We start from the raw sequence: 18,703 nt of genomic DNA on the forward strand, positions 1-18,703 counted from the left end.
GAGCACGCTCGCCTTCTCCTTCGCGGTGCCGATGAGCCGCAGCCCACGGACCTCACGCAGCGCCTCGGTGGCGTAGGCGAGCAGATCGTGCTCGTGAGCTGCGATCGCAGGGAGGCCCAACGCGCTCACGTAGTCGATGGCCGCCCCGAGCCCGATCGCCCCGGCGATGTCGGGCGTGCCCGCCTCGAACTTGTAGGGGAGCTTGTTCCAGGTGGTCTTCTCGAAGGTGACCGAGCTGATCATGTCGCCTCCGCCCTGCCAGGGAGGCATTTCCTCGAGCAGCTCCGATCTGCCGTAGAGAACGCCGATCCCGGTCGGCCCGAACAGCTTGTGCCCCGAGAAAGCGTAGAAGTCGCAGCCCAGCGCCTGAACGTCGACGGCGAGATGCGGCACGGCCTGCGCCCCGTCCAGGAGCACGGGGATCTTCCTCCGGTGCGCCATCTCGACGATGCGGTGGACGGGATGGATGGTGCCGAGCGCGTTGGAGACATGGCCCAGGGCGACCAGCTTCGTGCGCGGCCCGATCAGGCGCTCCAGCTCGTCGAGCACGAGCTGGCCGTCGTCGTCCATGCCAGGGGACGATGTTGGAGTGGTGCTCCATCACGGTGATGAGGATCTCGTCTCCCGGGCGGACGCGGCGGCGGCCGTAGGTCTGCGCGACCAGGTTGATCGCCTCGGTGGTGCCGCGAACGAAGATGATCTCTTCCGCGTGCCGCGCATTGATAAAGCGCTGCACCTTCTCGCGAGCCGCCTCATACGCCAGGGTGGCACGCTCGGACAGGAGATGGACTCCGCGGTGCACGTTGGCGTTGTCCTCCAGGTAGTAGCGCGCGATCGCGTCGATCACCGCACGCGGCTTCTGGCTGGTCGCCGCGCTGTCGAGATAGACGAGCGGCTTCCCGCGGACCTCTTGGTCGAGGACCGGGAAGTCCTTGCGAACCCTCTCGACGTCCAGCGGCGCGACCCGGCCTCCCTCGCGCAAGGCCTCGGCCGTCATGCGACCTCCTTCAGCTTCTCCCACTCCGGCAGCCGCGAGGTCACCAGTTCCCGCACCCGCGCCCGCAGCGGCGCGAGCGGGATGAGGTTCACCATTTCGCTGGCGAAGGCGTAGGTGAGCAGGCTCTTCGCCGCCTCCTGGCCGATTCCACGCGACCGCAAGTAGAAGAGTGCGTCCTCGTCGAGCTGGCCGACGGCGGCCCCGTGGGCGCACTTGACGTCGTCGGCAAAGATCTCCAGCTGCGGCTTGGTGTCGACGACCGCCTCGTCGGAGAGGAGCAGGTTCTTGTTCGTCTGGCTGGCGTCCGTCTTCTGCGCGTCGTGTCGCACCAGCACCCTTCCGCTGAACACGCCCCGCGACTGGCCGTCGAGCACGCCCTTGTACAGCTCGCGGCTGGTGCAGCGCGGGCTCTGGTGATCGATCAACGTGCGGTTGTCGAGGTGCTGCTTGCCGGTCGCCATGTAGAGGCCGTTCAGCGTGCATTCGCTTCCCTCTCTGGCGAAGAGCGCGCGCACGTCGTTCCGCGCGAGCGCGGCGCCGAGGGCGACCGAATGGGAGTTGAAGCGGCTGTCCCGGCCGTGCTGGACCTGGGTGAGCGCGATGTGGAAGGCGCGCGCGCCCTCCTCTTGCAGCTTGTAGTGATCGAGCTGCGCGTTGTCGCCGAGTACAACCTCAGTGACGGCGTTGGTGAAGTAGACCTCGTCGGAGAGGCCGGCCCAGGTCTCGATCACCGTGGCCTGGCTGCCGGCGCCAAGCACGATCAGGTTTCGCGGCTGAGACAGGGTCGGCTTCCTGTGCGCGGTCGAGACGAAAAGGAGATGGATCGGCGCCTGCAGGATCGCCCCGGCCGGCAGATGAATGAACGCGCCGTCCTCGATGAACGCGGTATTGAGCGCCGTCAGCGCGTCGCGCTGGTAATCGGCGTGGCGGGCCAGTTCCCGCTCGACGAATTCCGGCCGCTCAGCGTGCGCGGTACCAAGGCCCCCGATGTATGCGCCACCGGTGCTGGTTCCGCGCGACGAAAGCTCTGCGCGGTAACGGCCGTCGACGAACACGAGGCGGATGGCGGCGTCCCCTGGCGAAACTCCGGCCAGACGGTCGAGCTGCTCCAGAGTCGGCGGCCTCGCCTCCTCGGGAGGGGCGAACTGGATCTGCGTGAGCGGAGCAAGGCTTGTGTACTTCCAGTCCTCGTCCTGCGTCGTAGGGAGCCCCAGCTCGGCGAAACGCGCGAACGCCGCCTGGCGGAGTAGACCGATCCGCCCGGCTCCTCCGTCGAGCAGCTTGAAATTCGCGCGCAGGCTGCGGGCAAAGTCCGTCATCTCCCTGCTTCCTGCCGCACAGGCGGCTCGACCAGCGCGTAGCCCTTCTGCTCCAGCTCGACCGCCAGCTCCCGGTCGCCGGATCGGACGATGCGGCCGTTGCTCATCACGTGCACGCGGTCGGGGACGATATAATTGAGGAGCCGCTGGTAGTGGGTGATGACGATCATCGCGCGGTCTTCCTTGCGCAAGCTGTTGACGCCGTTGGCGACGGTGCGGAGCGCGTCGATGTCCAGACCAGAGTCGGTCTCGTCGAGGATGGCGAGCCTGGGATCGAGCACCGCCATCTGGAAGATCTCGTTGCGCTTCTTCTCCCCGCCGGAGAACCCCTCGTTGACCGAGCGGCCCGTGAAGCTCGGGTCCATCGCCACCAGCTTCATCTTCTCCTTGGCGAGCGCGAGGAAATCCATCGCGTCCAGCTCCTCTTCGCCTCTGCGCTTGCGGAGCGCGTTGAGCGCGGTCCGCAGGAAATAGAGGTTGCCGACGCCGGGAATCTCCACCGGGTACTGGAAGGCCATGAAGATGCCCGCCACGGCGCGCTCCTCGGGGGAGAGGGCGAGCAGATCCTTTCCTTCGTAGAGGACTTCGCCTTTGGTCACCTCGAAGGTCTCGCGCCCGGCGAGGACCTGCGCGAGCGTGCTCTTGCCCGAGCCGTTCGGGCCCATGACGGCGTGCACCTCTCCGGCGCCGACTTCGAGATCGATGCCGCGCAGGATGTCCTTGTCCGTGTCGCGCACCTTGGCGTGCAGGTTCTTGATCCGGAGGATCGGGGCGTTCCGCGTCGTCATGCGATGCTCCCCTCGAGGCTCACGCTGAGGAGCTTCTGCGCCTCTACCGCGAACTCCATCGGCAGCTCCTTGAAGACCTCCCGGCAGAAGCCGTTGACGATCATCGAGACCGCGTCCTCCTGCGAGATGCCGCGCTGCGTGCAATAGAAGAGCTGGTCCTCGCCAATCTTCGAGGTGGAAGCCTCGTGCTCGACCTGCGAGGAGGTGTTCTTCACCTCGATGTACGGCATCGTGTGGGCCCCGCAGTCGCTGCCGAGCAGGAGCGAGTCGCACTGGGTGTAGTTGCGCGCTCCGGTTGCGCCCTTCTGGATCTTCACCAGGCCCCGGTAGGTGTTCTGCCCGTGGCCGCCCGAGATCCCCTTGGAGAGGATGGTGCTGCGCGTGTTCTTGCCGATGTGGATCATCTTCGTGCCGGTGTCCGCCTGCTGGTAGTTGTTCGTCAGGGCTACCGAGTGGAATTCCCCGACCGAGTCGTCGCCCTGCAGGATGACGCTCGGGTACTTCCAGGTGATCGCCGATCCGGTCTCCACCTGCGTCCAGGAGATCTTCGAGCCCTTGCCCCGACACGCGCCGCGCTTGGTCACGAAGTTGTAGATGCCGCCCCGGCCTTGCGCGTCGCCCGGATACCAGTTCTGCACCGTCGAGTACTTGATCTGCGCCTTGTCGAGCGCGACGAGCTCGACCACCGCCGCATGGAGCTGGTTCTTGTCGCGCATGGGCGCGGTGCAGCCCTCGAGGTAGCTGACGTAGGCGCCCTCCTCCGCGATGATCAGCGTGCGCTCGAACTGGCCGGTGTTCTCGGCGTTGATGCGGAAGTAGGTCGAAAGCTCCATCGGACAGCGCACGCCCTTGGGGACATAGACGAAGGAGCCGTCGCTGAAGACGGCCGAGTTCAGCGTGGCGAAGAAGTTGTCCGAGTAGGGGACCACCGACCCGAGGTACTTCTTCACCAGCTCCGGATGGTTCTGCACCGCCTCGGAGAACGAGCAGAAGATGACGCCCGCCTTGGCCAGCTTCTCCTTGAAGGTGGTGGCCACCGAGACACTGTCGAAGACGGCGTCCACTGCCACGCCGGACAGCCGCTTCTGCTCCTCCAAGGGGATGCCGAGCTTGTCGAAGGCCTTGAGCAGCTCGGGATCGACCTCCTCGAGGTTCTTCGGCCCCTGCCCCTTCGGCTTCGGCGCCGAGTAGTAGACGATGTCCTGGTAGTCGATGGCCGGATAGCGCACGTTCTGCCAGCGCGGCTCCTTCATGGTGAGCCAGTGGCGGAATGCCTTCAGGCGCCACTCCAGCATGAACTCCGGCTCGTTCTTCTTTGCCGAGATGAGCCGGATGACGTCCTCGCTCAGCCCGCGAGGAACGGTGTCCGTCTCGATGTCGGTGACGAACCCGTACTTGTACTGGCGGGAGGTCAGTTCCTGAAGCGCTTTTGCGGTAGTGCTCACGAGACCGTCCTCAATGGAAAGAGCTCCGGATGCGAGTGGATGAAGCCGGCCATCTCCGGCTCGCTGCGGAGCAGGTCGCTGAGCTTCGTGCTCTGCAGCGCGCGCTGCACCGCCTGGTCGACCGCGATCCACAGCGAGCGGATCGAGCAGTCGCTGTTCCGCACGCAGGTGCGCTCGACGCCCTTGTGCTGGTCGCAGAAGCCGGCGGGATAAAAGCTGTCGCCAAGAGAGGCGAGTACCGTGCCGACGTTGATCTGCTCCGCCGGCCTGGCGAGCTGGTAGCCTCCCTTGCGGCCGCGGACGCTCTTCACCAACCCGCCGCGCCGCAACAGGCGCATCAGCTTGTGCACGTGGGCCTGACTCAAGCCCTCCCGCTCGGCGATCTCGGGGGTCGTCATGGACCCCTCTTGCCCCCGCGCCACCTGGAGCAGGCAACGAAGCCCGTATTCTTCTTGTGCTGAGAGCCTCATCTTCGCCCCTGCGGCGCCCTCTCTGGGCCCGGTAGGTGGCGTAACGAAACCATACAATTAAGTCAAGTTTATCTGGCCTCGGTGATGCGGCGCGGCATGCACGCTTGGCAGGTCCTTCGCCAAGCGCCGGCATGCCATGCGCCTCAACCCAGTTGTATCTCGGGAGGGACCCCGGGATTCATCAACGAGGCACCCCCATCCGCGTAGATGATCTGTCCCGTGATCCAGGCGGCCTGCTCGGAGCACATGAGCGCAGCGACATTGCCCACGTCTTCCGGCGTTCCCAACCGCCCCATCGGTGTCCATCCGCGCACGTGCCAGTTCCGGATGAGATCCTGGGCCTGGGATGGCAGCGTGTTCAGGACGCTGTTCTCCGTCCACCCTGGGCTGATCGCGTTCACCGTGATCCCGCGCTTCGCGAGTGCCACCGCGAAGTAACGCACCAGCGACTCGAGCGCCGCCTTGGCCGAACCCATGCCCACCCAGGGTTGCAGGCCGCCTGTGCGGCTCCCTTCGGCGTAGGTAAGGGCGAGGATCCTGCCTCCAGTACCCATGAGTGGAATCGCCTCGCGCACCCCGACGAGGAACGCCTTCGCCTGAGAATCGAACGCCGCGTCCCATTGCTCGAGGGTGATCTGCGTGGGACCCTGGAAGAAGGCAGGTATCTCAGGCCGTGCGTTGCTCACGAAGACATCGAGCTTCCTGAATTGCCCGTGGACCTTGCGGAACATCTGCTTGATCTCTTCGGGGCGCGTTACATCGGCCTGCACGATGAATCCGTCAGAATCGCGTCTGCGGACTTCGGCAAGCGTGTCGTTGGCGGCACGCTCGTTCTTGTAATAGTGGATGGCGATCTTCACGCGCTGCTCCGCCAGCTTCAACGCAATCCCTCGACCGATGCCACGAGAGCTTCCGGTGATCAGGGCATATGTCGCATCGGGCATATCGACCTCCTCAACGAGCCGGAACAGGTGGACTTGCCGCGGTTGCTGCCGGGCGGCTGCCTCGCGCGATTTGCGCCTTACTCCCCGCGCATTAGCGGGTCAAGCGCAGGTCTCGGTTCTCGAGCTGCTTCAGCACACCACGCCGTGCGCTACTTCTCCGCATCCGCCAGCACGCGGCGCTCGAGATCCGCGACGGCTGCGAGGAGTGCGCGAACTTCGCTGGCGAATGCCGACGTGATGCGCGAGGCGCGGAACAGGGCCCTCCCCGCATCGGTGAGGCTGGCGTTCACGGCGAGGAGCTGGGTACGGCGAAAGTCGATGACGATCTCATCCTGCATCCCGACAGCATACGCCCTTTCCTCCGAACCGCACGTAACGAGATGCGCGCGGCCGCGGCGGCCAGTCAAAAGCTAGGGCGAGCCCAATGAGCTGTCGTACACGACGATGGAGTCCGCTGAAGCGTGTCCACCTTCCCTGTCGTGCAGGACGCAGGTGCCGCCGGAGGCAAGGAATCCACCGTCATTCAGTCGGCTGACGCCGCCGGATGCGCAAAGGATGATGACCGCTGGCTCCTGTCTTTGTGCGTGGACGCGGTCGGCCAGCAGAAGCGATCCTCCGATGAGCAGGACGGCCGCCCAGAGTCTTCCACGCGCCGGCGCGGACAGCATGAACGACGTGAGAGCGGTGGTCGCGATGGCGAGGCCGAGCGAGACCACGAATGCGATCGGGTCGAGGCCGAGCGCGATCAGCAGTCCCGTCACGGGATCCCCCATGTTTATTTTCTAACTCGCCCAGCCGGGTGCGTCGGTAAGCGTCGATATAGGTTCGCGTAGGGCGCGGCTCACCGCGGACCCCACTCGTCGTAATCTGATCGAGAGGAAGCGCCATGCCGAGCGCAGTCTGTCACAAGCTCTTCAACCCGACCTGAAGTCCGCTGGCCGGCGTCGCGAAGATCTTTCCCTTGGTCGGCGACAGGTCCTGGTTCTCGACCGACCAGTCGAAGCGCCGGAGCATCCGCACCGCAAAGACCTTGAGCATCAGGGTGGCCAGGGCTTCGCCCGCGCAGCGGTGGCCCTCGGCGTGGATGCCGCCGCCGTGCGGGATCCATGCCTTCTCCTGCCGGTCGGTCGCGTTGAGCCAGCGGTCCGGATCGAATCGCCCTGGGTCGGGAAAGATGCCGCCGTCGAGCAGCGTGGGGCCGATGCAGCCCACCGCCTTGTGCCCCACGGGAATGCGCACGCCGTCGAACGAGCACTCGCGCATCACCTTGCCGAAGAATGTGATCGGCAGCACCGGCGCGACCCGGCGGGATTCCTTGCACACGCGGTCCAGGTAATCGAGCTTGCGGATCGCAGCCATGTCCAGCGCACCCGACGGCGCCTGACGCCGGATCTCCTCACGCGCGCGAGCGCGGATTTCCGCGTAGCGCCCGAGACACTGTGCGAGAAACGAGAGGCCGCCGATGACCGCGGCGTAGGCCCCGAAGAAGTGGAAGGTCTCGATGCGCACCTCGTCGCGGGTGAGCTTGTCGCCGCCATCGCGCGCAGCGAGCAGGCGGGAAAGCACGTCCTTGCGGGGGCTACGCTCGTGCTCATCGATGGCGCGGTCGATGAGGCTGAGCAGGAACTTGCGCGCCTGGAGCGCGCGCGTGAATGGCGTGAATGGCAGGCGTAGAGGCAGGGAGAGGAGGCCGGCGGCGAAGCGATCGAAGGCGGCCTCGATGCGGGGATCGCCGGACTGCGGGTCGGCGCCGATGAACAACGACCCTGCGATGGCGAAGCCCATCGCGTTCAACTCCGGCACCCAGGCGAATCGGCCCAGGCCGGCCCAGCGGTTCGCGTACCGATCGATGACCTGCTCGATGGTAGGCAAGTACTCCTCGAGCGCGTCGGCGGTGAAGGCTCGCATCAGGAGCCGCTTGCGGCGCCGCTGCTTTTCGCCGTCCAGGAACGGGACGGCCTCCGGGTTGAACAACTCCTCGACGTGCGGCGGGTTCGCCCCGGCGCGGGCGACGTTCTTGTCGTCGAGGACCAAGGCGAAGGCCTCGGGACCGACGAAGCACGCGGTGGGCGCGCCGAAGACGTCGATGCGGAAGACCGGACCCAGCTCGCGGGCGCGCTTTTGCAGGAAGCCGGCGGGGTCGCGCACGAACGCGAGCGTGTCGCCGATCAGCGGCAAGGAGAAGCGCGCCGGCAGCTCGCGCGGTGGTTGGCGGGAATTTGTGTCGGCCATGCGAATGCCCCCGCGCGCGATGTACTGCAACGGCGACGGATTGCCCAGCGGCTGCTGGCGGCACATCTCCTGGCAAAAAAAAAGAGGGCGGCCGCCTTGACCGCCCTCCGACGAACGAGTGCTGGCTACGCTCGAGCGGCGATTTTGTGGATGGTCGAGTTGGAAACCTCGTACGTCTGAAGCTGAGGAGTCCCGTCGACGACCTTGCCCAGCGCCTTCAGCACTTCCGGATAGGCAGAGCGGCTGTAGGCCTCCGCGTTCTCCTTCGACTGCCAGAAGCTGATCGCGACCGCTTCCGTTCCGCCGGGTACGATGAAGGCCACTTCGTCCTGGAAGCCCTCTTGCTTGCGAAGTACGGGAAGTACTTCCTTCTCGAGGGTCTGCGTGAACTGCATGGTGCTGTTGGGCTTGAGCTGCATGCGGACATTTCTAGCGAACATTTTCGCCTCCGGGCTGCTGATGACTAAGTCTTCAGGAGATCGGGATGATCTGACTTAGTTCAGAAGACCCGAGGCGCGAGCACGTGTGCTCAGCGGATCGTGGGGTCTAACCGGTTACCGCGGCCGGCGCGAAGAAATCGACATCGCGTGCGCGCGAGTGTTCGGCCCGCCAAGCGCCAGGCGCAATTGATCCAGACCGCCGGTCCCGTCGCGGCCCGCATCCGCGAGGCGGACCTCGGCGCGATCCACTTCGCGTGGGCCGGCCCCGTCGAGTCGGCGGCTCACGCGCACTACTTCAGGCTGCACGGGACGCGGCTTCTCGTGGAGCACGACAACACGCAGACGCCGTAGGCGTGTCGCTCGCTGCATCCGTAGTCAAGGCTCGGACACGGCAGCGTACACACGGTGCGCAGAAGCACATACCCGCCGCCTCCATTCGCCCGATTGCTCATTATTGGACTTGAGTTGACGCGACCGCGAGTGTCGAGCCTCGGGGGACCCGCCGCACAAGGAGAGAAATGAGCAACGGCTTGGTGCCGCCTGCCACTCGTCGACGCGTCCTGGCGCTGCTCGCGCTGGGCATCCTCGCGGCGTGCGGGAGCGGATCGCAAAAAGACGCGGTTCCGTTCCACGCGGCTCCCAGGCCGCGCTTCGTCTTCATCAACGGCGATTTCGAAAACGACCCGATCGGGACGACGCCGCCCTCGGGTTGGACGCTGCTCAACTATCTGAACGCAAATGGCGTGAGCGGAACCGCGAGCGCGCCCCCGTCGAGCTTCTCGGCGCTCAACCTGTCCGGGGTCGGCACCGGCGTCAACGCGACGTATGTCGTCGGCGGGACGGCGCTGACGCAGGCCGACCCCGATCTCGGCACCGGGCAGACGTTCCGGTTTCCCCTCTACGGACAGCGTGCCGCGCGGCTCAACTACAAGGATGCGACGACGTACGGAAAGAACAAGAACGCCAACGTGCTCAAGCAGTCGATGACGGTGGGCCTCGCTGACGTGGACCCGACCGACGGGCAGATCCACGTGCGGTTCGCCATCGCGCCGGTGCTGGAGAACCCGTCGCATGCGTTCAATCAACAGCCCTACTTCTACGTCGAACTGCTCAACCTGACGCGCGGCACGACCCTCTACACGGGCTTCAACACCGCCGGGCAAACGGGAGTCCCGTGGCACACCACCACTAGCATCGCCACGGGGAATGCGACCCAGTGGCTCGACTGGGCCCTCGTCGACATCGCCCCGGTCAGTTCCGCGCTCTCCGCCGGCGACCAGGTCCAGCTCACGGTGGTCGCCTCGGGTTGCTCGCTCGGCGGTCACTTCGGCCGCGTCTACCTCGACGGTATGGGCTCGACGGTCCCAGGACCCTACGTGTCCGCCAGCGCTCCGCAGTCCGTGAACGCCGGGGCCACGCTGACCTACACGCTGCGGTATGCGAACGGCGGCACAACGGCGGCGCTCGGTGCGCACGTCGATCAGGTCACCCCTCCCAATACCACCTTCGCCTCGGTGTCTGGCATCACCGGGTGCACGACGCCGGCGGTGGGGAGCGCAGGAACGATCTCGTGCCCGCTTGGGACGCTGAATCCTGGGGCGTCGGGCAGCTTTACCGTCACCGTCAACGTCGCGGCTACGGCGACCGGCAGCATCGTCAACGGAAACTATTCGATCGGTTCAGTCAACGCGCCGACGCTCCTCGGCGCGAAGGTCACGACCGCGGTCAACGCGTCGACCACGCGCTACGCCGACATTGTGGTCGTGAAGACCGCGAGCGTCGCCGCGGTGCAACCGGGCGCCACGTTCACCAGCGGGGCGAACAACCCGCTCTACACGATCACGATTACCAACAACAGCACCACGGACCAGATCCGCTCCTCGCTCGGGCGCAGCGTCACGTTCACCGACGTGATCCCATCGCAGCTCACCAGCGTGACGTGGGCCTGCACGGTACTGACCTTCGGCAGCGGAACCGGCAGCGGAACCGGCGGAAACGCGACGACGAAGTGCCGCGACCAGGGCGGGCAGGCGAACCTCAACGGAACCGGCAACTCCATCTCGCTCTCGCCGCGCCTCGGATTCAACGGCGGCGCCGGCGGCGGGCAGATCACCATCAAGGTCTTCGGCACCATCTCGGCGAGCGCCTCGGGGACGATGGTCAACACCGCGGGCACCTCGGCGCCGAGCGGGACTACCGATCCCGACCTCACCAACAACAGCTCGACCGTCTCCGTTTTCGTCGGGACGCCCCGCACGCTGACGGTCACCAAGGCCGGCGGCAACGCGAACGGCTCCGTCTCCTCCGCGCCCGCAGGCCTCGCTTGCGGCACGAGCTGCGGATCCGCCTCGGGGACGTTCGCGGATGGGTCGCAGGTGGTGCTGAGCGCCTCTCCTATCGCGGGCGCCTCGTTCACGGGATGGAGCGGGACGGGGCTGCCCGCCGCGTGCACCGCCAGCCCAGCGCCGTCGAGCTGCACGCTCACCATCTCCGGGAACATGAACGTCACCGCGACGTTCGCGCCGCCGCCCGCCATCGCCGCGCCGGCGGCGGTCTACGTCTACTCGGGAAACAACCAGCTCGCGCCCACCGGCACGGCATTCGCGAGCCCCCTCGCCATCCTGGTCGTCGACTCGAATGGCACTCCGGTACCGACCACGACCGTCTCATTCGCCGCGGTCCCGTCCGCGGGAGGCGCGTCCGCCGGTCTGGGGGCCGGCACCGCCACCACCAACTCGTCGGGCATCGCGACGCTGACCGCGACCGCGAATGCCACGCCGGGCACGTACACGGTGAATGCGACGGTGAGCGGCGTCTCTTCTCCTGCGACGTTCACGCTCACCAACGTAGGCCCGCCCGCGTCGATCACCTACGTCAACGGCGGCAGCTCGACCGATCCGCAGCTCGCTCCGATCAATACCCAGTATGCGGCGCCGCTGGTCGCGTTGGTACGCGACGCTGCCGGCAATCCCATCCCCGGCACCACCGTGACCTACACGGCGGTGCCTGCCTCTGGGGCCTCGTGCACCGTGTCGAACGGCACCTCGAGCGGCGCGAGCGTGAGCGCCACGACCGACCCATCCGGCATGTCGAGCGTGACGGCGACTGCCAACGCCACGGTCGGCGCTTTCACCGTGACGGCCTCGGTCGCCGGCGTCGCCACCCCCGCGACGTTCCGCCTGCAGAATGTCTCCACCGGTCCCGCGGCCGTCTTCATCGTGAGCGGGAACCAGCAGACGACGCCGACCGGCGCAGCATTCGCGAGCCGGTTGGTCGTCGTGGTCGCCGACGCGTCGGGCAACTCACTGCCCGGCGTCACGGTGAATTTCGCGGCGCAGACCGGCTCGAGCGGCGCGACTGCGACGCTGTCCGCAGCCACCGCCGTCACCGACAATTCAGGGCTCGCCAGCGTTACCGCCACCGCGAACGCGACGGGCGGCGTCTTCACGGTCACCGCCAGCGTGTCCGGCGTATCGACGCCAGCGACGTTCACGCTCACGAACGACGGCGGCGAGACCATCCAGGTGCAGGCGGGCAGCCCCCAGACCGCTACGGTGGGAACGGGATTCGGCTCGCAGCTGCAGGCCCTCGTCCTGGACGGGACTGGCGCCGCGGTGCAAGGAGCGGTGGTCACGTTCCAGGCGCCCGCCAGCGGGGCGACGGCGACGCTGAGCGGCGGCTCCGCCTGCGTCCCGGCCGCGGCGGGGTGCATGACGGCGACGACGAATGCGTCCGGGATCGGGAGCGTCAGCGCGACGGCCAACTCGATCTCCGGACGATACGCGGTCGCCGCGTCGACGCCCAACGCCCCGACGGCGGCGAGCTTCGATCTCACGAACGAGTGCACCGCGGACTCCCAGTGCACCCTCATCACTCCCATCTGCGACTCGTCGACCCGTTCGTGCATCGCGTGCGCGACCAACACGCAGTGCAGCACCAAGAACGCCTCGCAGCCGTGGTGCGACGCGTCAGGCAGCTGCTTCGCGTGCACCGCCGACAGCCAGTGCAGCGGCTCGACCCCCATCTGTAGCCAGGCGACCAACTCCTGCGCGACGTGCACGACCGACGCACAGTGCGGCAACAAGGATCCGGCGAACCCCTACTGCCTTCCCTCCGGCACCTGCATCTCCGGGTACACGATCACTTCCTCCGCGGGAGCGCACGGCACGGTGTCCCCTTCCGGCGCGCAGACGGTCGCGCCTGCGGGGACCCTCGCCATCTCGATCACACCCGACGCGCACTACCACGTCGCTGACGTGCTCGTGGACGGCGGCTCGGTCGGGGCGGTCGCGAGCCATACGTTCACGAACGTCAGCGGCAACCACACGCTCGCCGCGAGTTTCGCCATCGATCAGTTCGCGGTCACGGCCAGCTCGGGCCCGAACGGCACGCTCAGCTGCCCGTCTCCGGTTGACTACGGCCAATCTTCCACGTGCGCCATCGCCCCGGCCGCTGGGTACCAGCTGGCGACGCTCACGGACGACCTCGTCGACGTGACCTCGCAGGTGATCGCCGGCAGCTACCTGGTCGCGAACGTCACCGCCCCGCGCTCGATCGCGGCCATCTTCATCAAGTCGCAGGGCACGTCCTGCGGCGGCGACGGCGAATGCGGCACCGGGCACTGCGTGGACGGGTCCTGCTGCGACACGGCTTGCAACGGCCAGTGCCAGGCATGCGACGTCGCTGGCAGCATCGGCACCTGCTCGACGCTGGCTGCCGGAGCGCCGCACGGCTCTCGGGTGGCTTGCGCCTCGGACGGGTCGGCGTGCGGAGGCAGTTGCAACGGGTCGAGCGCCATCGCCTGCGCGTACCCTGGGGTGTCGACGCAGTGCCGCGCCGCCTCCTGCAGCAACGGCGTGGAGACGGTCGCCGCGAGCTGCGCGGGAACCGGCTCGTGCCCTGCCCTGGCGACGCAGTCGTGCGGCGCGTACGGTTGCGGCGCTGTTGCCTGCAAGACGACGTGCGCGGCGGACGGAGACTGCGCCTCGGGCAACTACTGCGACAGCAGCCACGCCTGCGTGGCGAAGAAAGCGCAGGCGAGCGCCTGCGGCGGCGACCATGAGTGCGCGGCGGGCCCCTGCGTCGACGGGCTATGCTGCGATCGCGCCTGCGGAGGACAGTGCGAGGCGTGCGACGTCGCGGGGGGCGTCGGCACCTGCTCAGCCACGACTGGCACGCCGCATGGCACGCGGAGCGCCTGCGCGTCCGACGGTACCGTTTGCGGAGGAAGCTGCGACGGAGTCCATCCGGCGGCCTGCACCTATCCAGGCAACTCCGTCTCCTGCCGCAACGCCTCCTGCGCGGGAGGAACGGCCACGCTCGCCGCCTCGTGCGACGGCGCCGGCACCTGCCCCGCCCTGCAGACGCAGACGTGCGCGCCCTTCAGCTGCGGCCCGGCCGCGTGCAACGGCAACTGCAGCGCCGATTCCGACTGCGCGAACGGCACTTGGTGCTCGGCCGGCGTCTGTGTCCCACTTCTCGCGCCAGGGCAAGCCTGCGGCGGCGCGAACCAGTGCGGATCGCCACACTGCGTCGATGGCGTCTGCTGCGATACGGCTTGTACCGGCCAGTGCGAGGCTTGCGCCGAGAATGGCAGCGTGGGCACCTGCACGTCCGTCGCCGGCGGCCCGCGCAATGCACGGACCGCTTGCGCTTCCGACGGTTCGGTCTGCGCAGGCACGTGCGACGGAATCCATCCGGCCGCCTGCACGTATCCGAACAACGGCACGACGTGCCGGGATCCGTCCTGCAGCTCGGGCATCGCCGTGCTGGCTGCATCATGCGACGGGAGCGGCTCGTGCCCTCCCGAGCAGGACGTCTCCTGCGCCCCGAACACGTGTGGTCCCACGGCGTGCGCCGGCAACTGCACGGTCGATTCCGACTGCCTCTCCGGGAACTACTGCGCCGCCGGTCTCTGCACGCCGCAAAGCGGACCTGGCGTCGCTTGCGGCGGGGCAAACCAGTGCGCCAGCGGTGAGTGCGTCGACGGGGTGTGCTGCGCGACCGCCTGCAACGGCCAGTGCCAGGCCTGCGACGTGCCTGGCTCGGCCGGCGCTTGCACGAACGTGATCGGCGCGCCGCACGGAGCGCGACAGCCGTGCGCTTCCGACGGCAGCGCTTGCGGCGGCGTCTGCGACGGGTCGAGCGCGACCGCATGCGCGTATCCAGCCGCGGAGACGGCCTGCCGGGGCGCGATCTGCGCCGCGGGCGTTGCCACCCTTCAGGCCGCCTGCGACGGCGCCGGCCGCTGCCCGCCGCGGCAGACGCAGGGCTGCAGTCCCTATCTGTGCGGTCCACAGGTGTGCCTCGGCAATTGCACGTCCGACACGGACTGCGTCTCCGGGAACTTTTGCGCAGCCGGCATCTGTACGCCCCTGCTGGCGAACGGCGACCGGTGCGCCGGCGCGAGTCAGTGCGCGAGCGGACAGTGCGTCGACGGCGTCTGCTGCAATGCCGCCTGCGGCGGGCAATGCCAGGCGTGCGACGTGCCCGGCCAGGTCGGCAGCTGCGCCAACGCGGTCGGCGCGCCCCATGGATCGCGGCAAGCGTGCGCTTCCGACGGGACCGCCTGCGGCGGCGCCTGCGATGGGAGCGACGCAACGCAATGCGCGTACCCGGGCGCGACCGTCGAGTGCCGCGCCGGATCGTGCTCGGCTGGCGTGATGACCGAACCTGCGATGTGCAATGGGTCCGGCAATTGCCCGGGCAAGGTGCAGGACTCCTGCGGCACGGGCGGATGCTCCGGCGCGGTGTGCGCGGCAACGTGCAGCAGCGACGCACAATGCGCGGCGAACGCGTCGTGCGTCGCCGGCGAATGCCAGCCCAAGGGCAAGCCGGGCGTCTGGGTGGTAGCGGGCTCCGGGGGCTGCGCGTCGGAAGACGGAAGCGGTGTGGCGGCGTTGCTGGTGGTCGCGCTCATGGGGCTGTGGCGTGCTTGCCGCCGGCGCTCCGCGCGCGGTCGCGCGGTCGCGCTCGTGGGCAAGGCCGTCCTCGCCGCGGCGGTTGCGGCCTCGGTGGCGGCGCGGGCGCAAACCGCGCCCGTGCAGCCGCAGTTCAACGCCGACCGCTTCAACCCCGGCGCGGGCAGCGCCGACATCCTCTCCGTGGGAAGTGCCTCGGTGCCCGAGCACCTGGACGTGCACCTTTCCATCTTCTCCTCTTACGCTCGCGACCCGCTGCGGCTCATGGCAGTGGCGGATTCGAACCAACAAGTTCGCCTGCTGCACAGCCAGACCCTCACGCACCTCGGCGCGAGCGTCGCGTTCTTCGGCAGGTTCGAGCTGGGCTTGACGCTGCCGGTGCTCGTCGCCCAAAGCGCCAGCTCGAACGACCTCCTCGGGCCGCTGATCGCTCCCGGCGAGGGGATCGGGGACGTTCGCCTGGTCCCGAAAGCGCAGCTCTGGCGATCGGAGATCCTCGCGGTGGCCCTTGCCGCGCCGCTGACGCTGCCCACGGGCAGAGGAGACGCCTTTCTCAGCCACGGGAGCGTCACTCTCACTCCGGAGCTTCGGGTCGAATCGAACGCGCTGCCGGTGCGCGTGGCGGCATCGACCGGGATCGCGCTCCGCCGCGGCCGCGAATTCGTGAACCTCTCGGTCGGGAACGCGCTGACGTACGGCCTCGCCGGCGAGCTTCCCTTCTCCTGGCTGGGACAGCGCCTGGCGGCGCTCGCCACGCTGGCCGGAGAGGTCGAACTGCAGCAGTCCGGCGCTGTCGAGCGCCCGATGGAGCTGCTCGCCGCGGTCCGGTGGCGGCTGCCCGCCAATCTGACGTTCACGTTCGGAGGCGGGCCAGGGCTGACGAACGGGTACGGCACGCCGCGGTACCGCGTGTTCGCGGGAATCAGCTTCGACCCGTCGCCGGCGATCCGGCGGTCCATACCCAAGCCGCCGGTGATGGTCCAGGACGTTCCGGTGCCGGCGCCGGCGCCGGCCGAGCCCGCAGCACCGGCGGATGCGCCGGTCGCGGTCGCCGAGGCGGCGCCAGATCCGACCGTACCGCTCGTTCTCGCGCCAACCTCGGGACTCCAGCGCGCAGTGCGGGACGGGCACCTCGCCCTGCTCGTCCAGGTGCAGTTCGCGCATGACGCGGCGACCATCCTGCCGGTCTCGCTTCCTCTGCTCGACCAGGTGATCGAGGTGCTGCGGAACATGCCGGCGATCCGGAAGGTCCGGATCGAAGGGCATACCGACGGGCGTGGCAAGCCCGCCTACAACCGGCGGCTCTCGCAGCGCCGCGCCGAGTCGGTGCTGCGCCATCTCATGGCGGCCGGGATTGACGCCTCGCGGCTCCGGGCGAAGGGATTCGGCGCGGACCGGCCCATCGTTTCCAACGACACCCAAGCGAATCGCGCGAAGAACCGGCGCGTGGAGTTCATCGTGCTCGACGGGCCGAAGCCCGACGCCGCGCAGCACTGAATCCACGCAGTCGAGATCCGTTCCGCGCGCCGGCCTGCCGGACTGCTTCCGCAGTCGCGAGTTCCCTCGTTTCTTGCGGACCGATGATTTCCGCCGCGCCGCGGAGTCCAAGAGTGAGAAAGGAGCTCCAGATGACCGATCGCAAGCTGCTTCCCGGAAAGTTCGTGTGGTTCGAGCTCGTCTCCAGGGACGCCAAGAAGGCGCAGGCGTTCTACGGCGAGGTGCTCGGTTGGAAGGTCAAGCCGTTCCCGATGGGCGACTTCACCTACGAGATGATCTTCGCCGGCGAGACGATGATCGGCGGCTACGCGGCGCCCAGGAACGACCGCCAGCCGTCGCACTGGATCTCGTACGTCTCGGTCGAGGACGTCGACGCCACGGCGAAGGCCGCCGCCGCGAACGGCGGCAAAGTGATCGAGGCGCCGTACGACATCCCGGGCGTGGGCCGGACGGCGCGGATCGCCGACCCGCAGGGTGCCGAGCTGTCCCCGTTCAAGAATGCCATGGGCGATCCGGCCGACGCGCTGCCGCCCACCGGCGGCTGGGCGTGGAACGAGCTGCACACCAACGATGTGACGAAAGCGCTCCAGTTCTACGAGAAGGTCCTCGGGTTCTCCTCGCGCGCGATGGACATGGGGCCGGGCGGCACCTACCACATCCTCTCCAGGGGCGGGGTCGAGCGCGGCGGTGTCACGAGCTACCTGCCGAGCGGTGTGCCACCACACTGGCTGCCGTACGTCGCGGTCGAGGACGCCGACGCGACGATCGCGCGGGCACGAAGGCTCGGTGCGACGATCCCGTTCGGGCCCGAGGACATCGTGGGCGTCGGTCGGATCGGCGCGCTGCAGGACCCGACCGGCGCGGCGCTCGCGATCATCAAGCCGCTGCCGCTGGAGAAACAGCGCTAGTATCCGCACGACGCGGCACGAGGCGCGGGCGCGCTGAGGTGAGTTCAAATGAGCGGACCGGAGCTCGAGCACTTCAGCACGCCTTCGCTTTCGATCGCCTGTGAGGTGTCGGGCCCCACGCGCGGGCGCCCGACCCTCCTGCTGCACGGCTGGCCCGACGATGCGCGCACCTGGGACCGCATCCTTCCCGCCCTGCACGGCGCCGGCCGGCGAACGATCGTTCCATACCTGCGCGGTTGCGGGCCGACGCGCTTCCGTTCCCGGCAGACCGCGCGCAGCGGCCAGCTCGTCGCGCTCGGCCAGGATGTCCTGGAGCTGGCCGACGCGATGAAGCTGCAGACCTTTGCCGTGGTGGGACACGACTGGGGAGCCCGCGCGGCCTACATCGCGTCCCTGCTCGCGCCCGAGCGCATCACCCATTGCGTCGCGCTCTCGGTGGGCTGGGGGACCAACGATCCCGCGCAGCGGCTTCCGCTCAAGCAAGTGCAGAACTACTGGTACCACTGGTACATGGGCCTCGAGCGCGGCGCCGCCCTGGTCCGCGAAGAGCGCCGTGACTTCACCCGCTACATCTGGACGATCTGGAACCCGGGCTGGCGCATGTCCGACGAGGAGTTCGCGGCGACGGCGTCGTCGTTCGACAATCCGGACTGGGCGGACGTCGTGTTGCATTCCTACCGGGTACGGTGGGGGCTGGCGCCGACGGATCCGGCTTACGCCGCGCTCGAGGCGAAGCTTGCGCG

At 68.1% G+C, this 18,703-nt stretch carries 13 protein-coding genes and 1 pseudogene; 4 read left to right on the forward strand and 10 right to left on the reverse strand.

The features are described 5' to 3' along the window. The 10 genes and pseudogenes from E6J58_02370 to E6J58_02415 form a co-directional block, all read right to left on the reverse strand. Window positions 1–997 (reverse strand): annotated as a pseudogene (locus tag E6J58_02370) (aminotransferase class V-fold PLP-dependent enzyme). Then, window positions 994–2,316: a Fe-S cluster assembly protein SufD gene (gene sufD, locus E6J58_02375; protein ID TMB41908.1), complete on the reverse strand. Its 1,323-nt coding sequence runs from the start codon at window positions 2,314–2,316 to the stop codon at window positions 994–996. The pseudogene E6J58_02370 and the gene sufD overlap by 4 nt, the downstream one beginning before the upstream one ends. Continuing rightward, window positions 2,313–3,104: a Fe-S cluster assembly ATPase SufC gene (gene sufC / locus E6J58_02380; GenBank protein TMB41909.1), complete on the reverse strand. Its 792-nt coding sequence runs from the start codon at window positions 3,102–3,104 to the stop codon at window positions 2,313–2,315. Before sufC ends, sufD begins: the two co-directional genes overlap by 4 nt. Continuing rightward, on the reverse strand, window positions 3,101–4,549 hold the full coding sequence (gene sufB, locus E6J58_02385) for a Fe-S cluster assembly protein SufB (GenBank protein TMB41910.1): 1,449 nt from the start codon (window positions 4,547–4,549) through the stop codon (window positions 3,101–3,103). Before sufB ends, sufC begins: the two co-directional genes overlap by 4 nt. Next, window positions 4,546–5,019 carry an Rrf2 family transcriptional regulator gene (locus E6J58_02390; protein TMB41911.1) on the reverse strand — a complete coding sequence of 158 codons (474 nt, stop codon included), beginning with the start codon at window positions 5,017–5,019 and terminating at the stop codon, window positions 4,546–4,548. The genes sufB and E6J58_02390 overlap by 4 nt, the downstream gene beginning before the upstream one ends. A gap of 143 nt (window positions 5,020–5,162) precedes the next feature. Further along, complete coding sequence (locus E6J58_02395) at window positions 5,163–5,963, reverse strand: SDR family oxidoreductase (protein ID TMB41912.1); 801 nt, start codon at window positions 5,961–5,963, stop codon at window positions 5,163–5,165. Between the two features lie 149 nt (window positions 5,964–6,112). Next, window positions 6,113–6,301 (reverse strand): hypothetical protein, encoded by a 189-nt coding sequence (locus tag E6J58_02400; protein ID TMB41913.1) that lies wholly within the window; start codon window positions 6,299–6,301, stop codon window positions 6,113–6,115. Window positions 6,302–6,373: 72 nt separating this feature from the next. After that, window positions 6,374–6,736, reverse strand: a complete 363-nt coding sequence (locus E6J58_02405; GenBank protein ID TMB41914.1) for a hypothetical protein — start codon at window positions 6,734–6,736, stop codon at window positions 6,374–6,376. A gap of 130 nt (window positions 6,737–6,866) precedes the next feature. Then, the gene (locus E6J58_02410; protein TMB41915.1) at window positions 6,867–8,261 is read right to left on the reverse strand and encodes a cytochrome P450; all 1,395 of its coding nucleotides are present in this window, start codon (window positions 8,259–8,261) and stop codon (window positions 6,867–6,869) included. 59 nt (window positions 8,262–8,320) lie between these two features. Continuing rightward, the gene (locus E6J58_02415; protein ID TMB41916.1) at window positions 8,321–8,635 is read right to left on the reverse strand and encodes a hypothetical protein; all 315 of its coding nucleotides are present in this window, start codon (window positions 8,633–8,635) and stop codon (window positions 8,321–8,323) included. A 96-nt stretch (window positions 8,636–8,731) separates the two neighbouring features. On the opposite strand from E6J58_02415, the gene E6J58_02420 reads away from it, so the two are divergent. From E6J58_02420 to E6J58_02435, 4 genes are all read left to right on the forward strand, one after another. After that, window positions 8,732–8,986, forward strand: coding sequence for a DUF3500 domain-containing protein (locus tag E6J58_02420; protein ID TMB41917.1), 255 nt, complete (start codon window positions 8,732–8,734; stop codon window positions 8,984–8,986). A 167-nt stretch (window positions 8,987–9,153) separates the two neighbouring features. Further along, window positions 9,154–17,052 carry a DUF11 domain-containing protein gene (locus E6J58_02425; GenBank protein TMB41918.1) on the forward strand — a complete coding sequence of 2,633 codons (7,899 nt, stop codon included), beginning with the start codon at window positions 9,154–9,156 and terminating at the stop codon, window positions 17,050–17,052. 83 nt (window positions 17,053–17,135) lie between these two features. Beyond that, window positions 17,136–17,960, forward strand: coding sequence for a VOC family protein (locus E6J58_02430; GenBank protein ID TMB41919.1), 825 nt, complete (start codon window positions 17,136–17,138; stop codon window positions 17,958–17,960). Window positions 17,961–18,008: 48 nt separating this feature from the next. Further along, a partial coding sequence (locus E6J58_02435) for an alpha/beta hydrolase (protein TMB41920.1) occupies window positions 18,009–18,703 on the forward strand: 695 nt, incomplete at its 3' end.

Source organism: Deltaproteobacteria bacterium, from assembly GCA_005879535.1.
GTDB lineage: Bacteria > Myxococcota > Myxococcia > Myxococcales > 40CM-4-68-19 > 40CM-4-68-19.

Coding starts and splice junctions, on each gene's coding strand:
- sufD (TMB41908.1), bottom strand. CDS start 2,316: ATGACGGACTTTGCCCGCAGCCTGCGCGCGAATTTCAAGCTGCTCGAC.
- E6J58_02390 (TMB41911.1), bottom strand. CDS start 5,019: ATGAGGCTCTCAGCACAAGAAGAATACGGGCTTCGTTGCCTGCTCCAG.
- E6J58_02430 (TMB41919.1), top strand. CDS start 17,136: ATGATTTCCGCCGCGCCGCGGAGTCCAAGAGTGAGAAAGGAGCTCCAG.
- E6J58_02425 (TMB41918.1), top strand. CDS start 9,154: ATGAGCAACGGCTTGGTGCCGCCTGCCACTCGTCGACGCGTCCTGGCG.
- E6J58_02415 (TMB41916.1), bottom strand. CDS start 8,635: ATGTTCGCTAGAAATGTCCGCATGCAGCTCAAGCCCAACAGCACCATG.
- E6J58_02405 (TMB41914.1), bottom strand. CDS start 6,736: ATGGGGGATCCCGTGACGGGACTGCTGATCGCGCTCGGCCTCGACCCG.
- E6J58_02410 (TMB41915.1), bottom strand. CDS start 8,261: ATGTGCCGCCAGCAGCCGCTGGGCAATCCGTCGCCGTTGCAGTACATC.
- sufC (TMB41909.1), bottom strand. CDS start 3,104: ATGACGACGCGGAACGCCCCGATCCTCCGGATCAAGAACCTGCACGCC.
- E6J58_02400 (TMB41913.1), bottom strand. CDS start 6,301: ATGCAGGATGAGATCGTCATCGACTTTCGCCGTACCCAGCTCCTCGCC.
- E6J58_02395 (TMB41912.1), bottom strand. CDS start 5,963: ATGCCCGATGCGACATATGCCCTGATCACCGGAAGCTCTCGTGGCATC.